General features: G+C 72.1%; 10 protein-coding genes. 1 reads left to right on the top strand and 9 read right to left on the bottom strand.

Annotation, left to right across the window (positions count from 1 at the left end; translation table 11 throughout):
• Positions 1–41: 41 nt before the first annotated feature.
• The 9 genes from HYV93_20970 to HYV93_20930 form a co-directional block, all read right to left on the bottom strand.
• The gene (locus HYV93_20970) at positions 42–629 is read right to left on the bottom strand and encodes a hypothetical protein (protein ID MBI2528442.1); all 588 of its coding nucleotides are present in this window, start codon (positions 627–629) and stop codon (positions 42–44) included.
• Positions 630–708: 79 nt separating this feature from the next.
• Complete coding sequence (locus HYV93_20965; protein ID MBI2528441.1) at positions 709–1,005, bottom strand: tRNA-binding protein; 297 nt, start codon at positions 1,003–1,005, stop codon at positions 709–711.
• A 49-nt stretch (positions 1,006–1,054) separates the two neighbouring features.
• Positions 1,055–2,197 carry a SpoIID/LytB domain-containing protein gene (locus HYV93_20960; protein MBI2528440.1) on the bottom strand — a complete coding sequence of 381 codons (1,143 nt, stop codon included), beginning with the start codon at positions 2,195–2,197 and terminating at the stop codon, positions 1,055–1,057.
• Positions 2,197–2,424: a DUF2905 domain-containing protein gene (locus HYV93_20955; GenBank protein MBI2528439.1), complete on the bottom strand. Its 228-nt coding sequence runs from the start codon at positions 2,422–2,424 to the stop codon at positions 2,197–2,199. Before HYV93_20955 ends, HYV93_20960 begins: the two co-directional genes overlap by 1 nt.
• Positions 2,425–2,520: 96 nt before the next feature.
• Positions 2,521–3,534 (bottom strand): Holliday junction branch migration DNA helicase RuvB, encoded by a 1,014-nt coding sequence (gene ruvB, locus HYV93_20950; GenBank protein ID MBI2528438.1) that lies wholly within the window; start codon positions 3,532–3,534, stop codon positions 2,521–2,523.
• Between the two features lie 17 nt (positions 3,535–3,551).
• Complete coding sequence (locus HYV93_20945) at positions 3,552–4,214, bottom strand: Holliday junction DNA helicase RuvA (protein ID MBI2528437.1); 663 nt, start codon at positions 4,212–4,214, stop codon at positions 3,552–3,554.
• Entirely contained in the window at positions 4,211–4,723 is a 513-nt protein-coding gene (locus HYV93_20940) for a crossover junction endodeoxyribonuclease RuvC (GenBank protein ID MBI2528436.1), read from the bottom strand. The genes HYV93_20945 and HYV93_20940 overlap by 4 nt, the downstream gene beginning before the upstream one ends.
• A gap of 13 nt (positions 4,724–4,736) precedes the next feature.
• Positions 4,737–5,489, bottom strand: coding sequence for a YebC/PmpR family DNA-binding transcriptional regulator (locus HYV93_20935; protein ID MBI2528435.1), 753 nt, complete (start codon positions 5,487–5,489; stop codon positions 4,737–4,739).
• Positions 5,490–5,496: 7 nt separating this feature from the next.
• Positions 5,497–6,480 carry an acyl-CoA thioesterase gene (locus HYV93_20930; GenBank protein ID MBI2528434.1) on the bottom strand — a complete coding sequence of 328 codons (984 nt, stop codon included), beginning with the start codon at positions 6,478–6,480 and terminating at the stop codon, positions 5,497–5,499.
• A 201-nt stretch (positions 6,481–6,681) separates the two neighbouring features.
• Between HYV93_20930 and HYV93_20925 the strand changes: the two genes are divergently transcribed.
• On the top strand, positions 6,682–7,750 hold a 1,069-nt coding region (locus HYV93_20925; protein ID MBI2528433.1), incomplete at its 3' end, for a CoA activase.

The raw sequence follows: 7,750 nt of genomic DNA, 5'->3' as shown, positions 1-7,750 counted from the left end.
CGTCGTGGGCGAGGTCATCTTGGGAACCTCCTGACCGGATTCTACTCCTGAAATGCAAGGAACTCGATGGTACGGATGGCCTCACCACGGATCCACACGCCGCGATTCATCGGCACGGGCTGCCAGGGGCCGTCATCCTCGACCTCGTAGATCTCCTCGATGTAGAGGTCGCGGTCCGAGGGGTCCGAGGAAGCGAACGAGCGAGCGCTGAAGACCCCGGCCACCGCGGAGCCATCCGCGAGGGTGATGAGTACCCAGGACCCCGCCGACTGGCTGAACACGTAGTCCCAGGCGGTCGGCACGGGATGGACCGTGTAGATCCCGTAGCGCGCCAGGAGCCGCCGGACGGCGGTCCGCTGGCCCAGGAGCCCGCTGGCCGCTCCGAGCGCCGCCGGCGAGACGAACAGGATGAAGAACCACGCCAGCGCAGCCACCCAGGGCCGCGCCAGGACTCCCGCCTGTGCCAGGAGCAGGTATACGAGCCACGACAAGACGCCGTAATTGAGGGCGCTGAGGGTCAGGAGCCTGACCCACACCCGGTCTGCACGGTCCTCCCGGCGCCGGAGGAACACGTGCAAGATCGACTCCCAGACGAATCCGGGAACGAGGAACGCGACAGTGAAGAACACGGCGTGGTTCCGGCCGGGATCGGCGGGGCTGGTAACCCTTCTTCTCGACAGGCTCGGCCGGGCGGCCGCGTGGAACGGGTCAGCCGATGCGCGAGCCGGGTGGCACCTCGAAGTCGGGGCGGAGCAGGATGACCTCGCCCCCCTCGTCATAGGCGCCCAGGACGAGCACCTCCGAGACGAACGGGCCGATCCGCTTGGGCGGGAAGTTCACCACAGCGACCACACGCCGCCCGACGAGGTCCCGCGGCGCGTAGCGGTGGGTGATCTGGGCGCTCGAGCGCTTCACGCCCAGCGGGCCGAAGTCGATGGAGAGCGTGTAGGCGGGCCGCCGGGCCTCGGGGAATTCCTGGGCGTCCACGACGACGCCCACGCGCATGTCCACCCGCGCGAACTCCGCCCACGAGAGGGGCACCGGCCGCGCCGCCCTACTGGAGCGTGGCGAAGGCCGCGCCCGGGTAGTGGTACTCGAGGATCTGCTGGGCCGAGTAGCCCAGCTGGGCCATGGTCCGGGCGCTGGCCTGGTCCATCCCGACGCCGTGGCCGTAGCCGCGCCCGGCAAAGCGAGCATGGGCGCCATCCACCGCCACGGCGAAGAGCGTACTCTTCAAGGTGTCGTAGCCCACGAGCCTGCGGAAGTCGTTGCCTCGCAGCACCACCGTGCCGCTCATGCCGCGGACGGCGATCCGGGCCACGCGCAGCGACACGCTCCGCTCGAGGACCTCGAGGGCGATGAGGCGCCCCACCGAGACGCCCCCCTTGCGGAGCAAGGCCCCGAGGTCGGCGAGCGGCAGGTCCAGCGCCCACAGGTGATGCGGCGACTCCGAGGGGAACTCGATGCGCACCGGCCGGAGCGCGGGCATGTTCGAGGCGGCGAAGACCGCGCGGGGATCTTCCGTGTGGCCGCCGCTGTCGGTGTGATAGAAGGCCGGGAAGAGGTCGCCCTCCCAGAGGAGCACCTGCCCCTCGGTCGCTCTCACCGCCGCCCAGATCGGCGACTCGGCACCGACCCTGCCCGCGTACTGCTGGTGCGCGGTGGCCGCGACGATCTGGTAGGGCTTGCCGGCGTTCAGCCGGCGGTGGAACGCCGCGTAGGTGCGCGCCACGATGGCCTGGGCCTTGAGCATCTCGATCGGCATGCGCTCCCCGGCCTCGGCCTTGACCGCGCCCATGAGGTAGTCTTCCAGCGGCAGCTCGTTGACGACCAGGAGCCCGTCGGCCGCGCGGCGGACGTCGATGGCGCCGGGGTACTCGCGGCCGTTCCACCGCATGGCCCCGCCGTTGGCGCTCACCACACGGATGGCGCCGGCGCGGAGGCCGGTGACGCGCAGGCCGCGCACCTCGACGCTGCCGTTGACCGGGATCAGGCGGATCCACGTGGGCCGCTCCGCGGTGAGCGGCCGGCCCCCCGCGTCCTGGATGGCCAGCGGGCCGCCACCCAGCTCTACCGCCCGGATGCCGTCGGCCAGCGCCACGCGGATGTAGCCCCCCGCGAGCGCGGGAGCCGCTGCGAGACCCACGAGGACGCCGAGGGCGAGAGCGACGAGAAGCCGGGGGCGCCGGCGCCGCACTAGCGGCGGCCGAGGAGCGTGAAGATCAGGGTGAGGGCGATCGAGATGATGATGCAGGTGGCGAGAGGGAAGTAGAAGCTCCAGGTGCCGCGCTCGATGTAGATGTCCCCGGGCAGCCGTCCGATCCATGGCACCTTCCCTGAGAGATTTCCCGCGAAGAGCAGGATTGCCCCCAGGACTATCATGACCGCCCCGAAAACCACGAGGATTTTCCCGAGGTCAGACACGCAGGCCGCCTCCTGCGCGTGCTCGGGCTGACCCGCCTCGCTCCGCTCGGGGAACCTCCATGTGCGCTCGGCTCGTCTCCGGCTGCGCCTCGCCAGTCAGAGGGGGAGCTCGCGCTGGCCGGTGGGGGAAGGGGGCAGGGCGCGGCCGAGATGGGCATAGGCGGCCGTCGTGGCCTTGCGCCCGTTGGGGCTGCGCACGAGGAAGCCGATCTTCAGGAGGAAGGGCTCCACGACCTCGGCCAGCGTCTCCGCCTCGTCGTTGATGGTGGCGGCAATGGCCTCGAGGCCGACGGGCCCGCCGCCGTACTGCTCCATGATGGCGCCGAGGAAACGCCGGTCCAGCCGGTCGAGCCCCGCGGCGTCCACCCCCTCGCGATCCAGCGCGTCCCGGGCCACCACGGCCGTCACCGTCCCGTCCCCCTTCACCTGGGCGTAGTCGCGGACCCGGCGCAGGAGCCGGTTGGCGATGCGCGGCGTGCCGCGAGAGCGGCGGGCGATGGCCTCGGCCCCGTTCCCGTCGACGGCGGCGCCGAGGATGGAGGCCGACCGGAGGACGATGGAGGTGAGGTCCTCGACGCCGTAGAAATCCAGGTGGTGGAAGATCCCGAAGCGCTCGCGGAGCGGCGAGGTGAGCATCCCCGGCCGCGTGGTGGCGGCCACCAGGGTGAAGGGGCGCAGCGGGATGCGCATGCTCTTGGCGTTGAGCCCCTTGTCCATCACGAAGTTGACCGCGAAATCCTCCATGGCCGGGTACAGCAGCTCCTCCACGATGCGCGGGAGCCGATGGATCTCGTCGATGAAGAGGACGTCGCGCTCGCCCAGGTTGGTGAGGATCCCCATGAGATCGCCGCCCCGCTCCAGCGAGGGGCCGGCCGTGGTGACCAGCTGGGCGCCCATCTCGTTGGCCATGATGGTGGCCAGCGTGGTCTTGCCGAGGCCCGGCGGCCCCGAGAGGAGCACGTGGTCGAGCGGCTCGCCGCGCCGGCGGGCGGCCTCCACCGAGATCCGCAGACTCTCCACGGTCGCGCGCTGCCCCACGTACTCGTGGAGCCGTTGCGGGCGGAGCTGGCGCTCGATCTGCGCCTCCTCGGGCAGTGCCACGCGGCTCATCACCCGCGCCTCGTCGCTCACGTCCGGGCTGCGCCCCCGCGATAGATCTCGTCGAACAGTTCCTCCGGCGTCGTGATGCCGGGCCGGCGGCCGAGCGCCCGGGTGATGAGGTCGGCCGCCTCGCCGGGCCGGTGCTGCAGCTGCTTCACGAGCACCTCGAACACCATGGCGCGCAGCCCGTCCTCCTCCGCGAGCCCAGCAGGCGGGGCCGGACGCGCCCCGGCGGCGGGCGCTTCCGCCGCCAGCAGCGCGAACTTCGCCACCTTGCTCTGGAGCTGGGCCACGATGTTCTTCGCCTTCTGGGGCCCGATGCCGGGGAGCCGGCGCAGGTACCCCTCGTCCTGGCGGGCGATGGCGGCGGCGATCTCACCCACCGGAGCGGCCAGCGCGCGGGCCGCGACCAGCGGGCCCACGTCCTTGACCGTGATGAGCTTCTCGAAGAACTCCTTGTCCAGCTCCGAGGTGAACCCGATCAGCACGGGGCGCGGCTGGTTCTGGGTCGCGTGGTAGTGGATCGCGAGAGAAATCTCGTCACCGGCATCGCCCCCGTCCGTCGCCGCGCCCGCCAGCGCGCGCTGGGTCACGGGGGGCAGGAAGACCTCGTAGCCGACACCGGCGGCCTCGAGGATCACGCGGTCCTCGTGGCGGGCGCGGAGCCGACCGCGCAGCGAGGCGATCACGAGGCCCCCCGCGCCGCCGGCTGGACGCGGCCCAGCGGGATCCGCCCCGTGATCCGCGCCATGCCGGTGACGGCCAGGGCGAGGGCGTCGGCCACATGGGAGGGACGGGGCAGCTCGGCGAGCCCGAGCAGGGTCTGCACTCCGCGCTGCATCTGCCCCTTGCCGGCCGCCCCGTTGCCGGTGATGGCGCGCTTCACCTCGGCGGGCGCCAGCGCCAGCACCGTCACGCCGCACTGGCGGGCGGCGAGGTAGATCACGCCGCGCGCATGACCCATGAGGATCGCCGTCCGGGGAAACCTGTACTCGGTGTAGAGGTCCTCCACGACGATGAGGCCCGGGGCGCGGGCCTGGATGAGCCGGTGCAGGGCGCCGTGGATGGCGTTGAGGCGCGCCTCGAGGGGCTGGCCGGGCGCAGTGCTGACGACGCCGGCATCCACCACCGTGACAGCGCCGGGGCCCGCCTCGAGGACGCCGAAGCCGGTGTCCACGAGCCCGGGATCCACCCCCATCACGCGCAGCGCCCTAGGCGGCGGAGATGGCGTCGAGGACCTCGTCGGGGATGTCGTAGTTCGAGTAGACGGCCTGGACGTCGTCCTGCTCCTCGAGCGCCTCGATCAGCCGCAGCACCGCCGAGGCGTCCTTGCCTTCCACGCGGACGGTGGACTGGGGCAGCATGGCCGCGGCGGCCTCGAGCACGGGGACGCCCTGGCGCTCCAGCGCCTCCCGCACCCGCTCCATCTCATCAGGGGCCGTGGTGATCTCGAAAGCTTTTTCCACCAGCTTGACGTCCATCGCGCCCGCGTCCAGCGCCTTCTCGAGCAGGTCGTCCTCCTTGACCCGGTCGGCGTCCACCTGGACCACGCCGCGCCGGTCGAACATCCACGCCACGCACCCGGCCGTGCCCATGCGCCCTCCGTGCTTCTCGAAGGCGTGCCGCACCTCGGGCCCGGTGCGGTTCTTGTTGTCGGTGAGCGCCTGCAGCAGGATGGCGACCCCGCCGGGCCCGTAGCCCTCGTAGGTGATCTCCTCGTAGGATTCCCCCGGCAGCTCGCCGGTCCCCTTCTGGATCGCCCGCTTGATGTTGTCGGCGGGCATGTTCGCCGCCCGCGCTGCCTCCATCGCCGCCTTGAGACGCACGTTGCCCTTCGGATCGCCGCCGCCATTGCGCGCCGCCACCGTGATCTCGCGGAGGATCTTGGAGAAGAGCTTCCCCCGCTGGACGTCCGTCTTGCCCTTCTTGCGCTTGATCTGCGACCACCGTGAATGCCCGGACATGATGCCCTCACCTTCCCTCGTGGATGGATGCCCTGAGCGCCTTGACTCGCAGGAGCCGACGGGCCCGCCGCTCCTCCGCCTCCTGCCACCGCGTCCGCTCGCCCGGCGTCTCCGGGGTGAACGGAGGGCAGGGCTGGGGGCGCAGGTCCTGGCCCAGGTGCACGTACGTGAGATAGGCCGCGCACGCCTGGCGCACCTCGCCGGTCCACGGCGCCTCGGTCAGCACCTCGACGCCGATCTCCAGGGACGAGCGCCCCACGTGGTTCAGCGCGGCCTTGAACGTCACCACCTCGCGGGTCGAGACGGGCGCGTGGAAGTCGAGGGCGTCGAGGCACGCGGTCATGGAGAAGCCCCGGGTGTAGCGCGTCGTGAGGATGCCGCCGGCCTCGTCGATGTCCATGAGCAGGTTCCCGGGGAAGAGCGTGTTGCCGAACAGCGTGTCCGCCGGAACGACGCCGCGGCACGACTCGAAGCGCCAGCGGAGCTCCTCGCCGCTGTCGGCGCCGGTCTCCCCGATGGCGGCCTGCCGCCGCGCGAAGCGCCCGAGGCGCTGCTCGCGGCGCTCCCGGGCGGCGGCGAGCAGCGCCTCCTCCGCCGCGCCCCGCGGGGCGACCTGCCGCGGCACGGGCTGGGGCCGGAGCGCATCGTCCACCTTGACGAAGACGAGATGCGAGCTGAGCGTGAGCGCGCGCGCCCCGGTGGGGACGGCCTCGGAAAAGACCCGTACTCCCACCTCGAGCGAGCAGCGGCCGACGTACTCCACCTGCGCCCGCAGCACCGCGATCTCGCCCACCTTCACCGGGTGGAGGAAGTCGATGTCGTCCATGGCGCCCAGCAGCACGTTGCCGCGCGCCACGCGCGAGGCGGCGATGGTGCCGACGGTGGCGATCCACTGCATCATCCGCCCGCCGTGGATCTGTCCGGGGGCGCCCGCGTGCTCCGGGAACACCCAGTGGACCATCTCGGTGACGGTGTCGGCGATCGAGAGCATGGCGGTGAAATTTTTCTACCATGCGCACCCGGCCAAGTCCAGCCGCCCCCCCCCGACACGGCACGCCCCGCCAGGACCCCGGCTGCCCTGCCGACCGGAGCCGGGCGCTCGCGCCTGCGTTTTCTTGGTTCCCTTCCGCCCCGGGATGCTGGCACACTCGCGGGGCGGGGCTTCGCCTCACCGGGCCCCGGAGGAGGCCAGATGACGGACGGGTGGCTGGGCATCGACGTCGGCGCGGAGACGATCAAGGTCGTCGAGCTTCGGCGCGAGGGCGCCGGGCTCGCGTGGGCACGGCGCCTCGTGGCGGAGCACCACAAGGAGCCGGGCCCCGTGCTGCTGGATCTCCTCGGCGACCTCGACTGGCCCTCCCTCCGCGGCGCGGCGGTCACGGGGCGCTTCGCCCGGACCGTCGCCCTGCCGAGGATCCCCCTCAAGGAGGCGCAGGCCGGGGGGCATCGGTACCTGCACGGCAGCGCCCCGGCCACGGTGGTCTCCATCGGCGCCCACGGCTTCTCCGTGCTCGAGCTGCGCGGCCCCGGCGTCGAGGTCTTCCGCGAGAACTCGCGCTGCTCGCAGGGGACGGGCAACTTCCTCAGGCAGCTCGTGGAGCGCTTCGGGCTCAGCATCGAGGAGGCCAGCGCGCTCTGCGCCGAGGTCCCGGACCCCGCGCCTCTCTCGGGCCGCTGCCCCGTCATCCTCAAGACCGACATGACGCATCTGGCCAACAAGGGCGAGCGGCGGGAGCGGATCCTGGCGGGGCTCTTCGACGCCGTCTGCGAGAACGTGCAGGTGCTCGTCAAGCCCCGCGTCAGCCCCTCGCCCATCGTCCTCGTCGGCGGCGTCAGCCGGAGCGAGAGGATCCGCGCGCGCTTCCGCGATTTCGCCGAGCGGCACGAGATGCGCTTCGCCCCCGTGACCGACGACAATCTCTACTTCGAGGCCCTCGGCGCCGCCGTGGCCGCGTCCGACGGCCGCCGCGCGCTCCCGCCTCTTGAGAACCTCCTCGAGCCGGCCGGGAAGGCGCACTTCGAGACCATCCCGGCCCTCGGGACCTACCTCCGGCAGGTCAGGCGGATGGCGCCCATGCCCGCCGCACCCCCGAGCGGCGCCGGCCTCGTGCTCGGCCTCGACATCGGCTCCACGGGCTCCAAGGCGGTGGCGCTGGACGTCGGGAGCCGGCGCGTGACGTGGGAAGGCTACCGGAACACCAGCGGCGACCCCGTGGGGGCGGCGCAGGCGCTGATGCGGCTCTTCCTCGCGGGCCCGGCTG

The sequence above is a fragment of the Candidatus Rokuibacteriota bacterium genome (genome assembly GCA_016188005.1).
In the GTDB taxonomy this organism is placed as follows: domain Bacteria; phylum Methylomirabilota; class Methylomirabilia; order Rokubacteriales; family CSP1-6; genus UBA12499.
The sequence above is the reverse complement of the archived record's forward strand: the minus strand, read 5'-3'. Positions and strand labels throughout refer to the sequence as shown.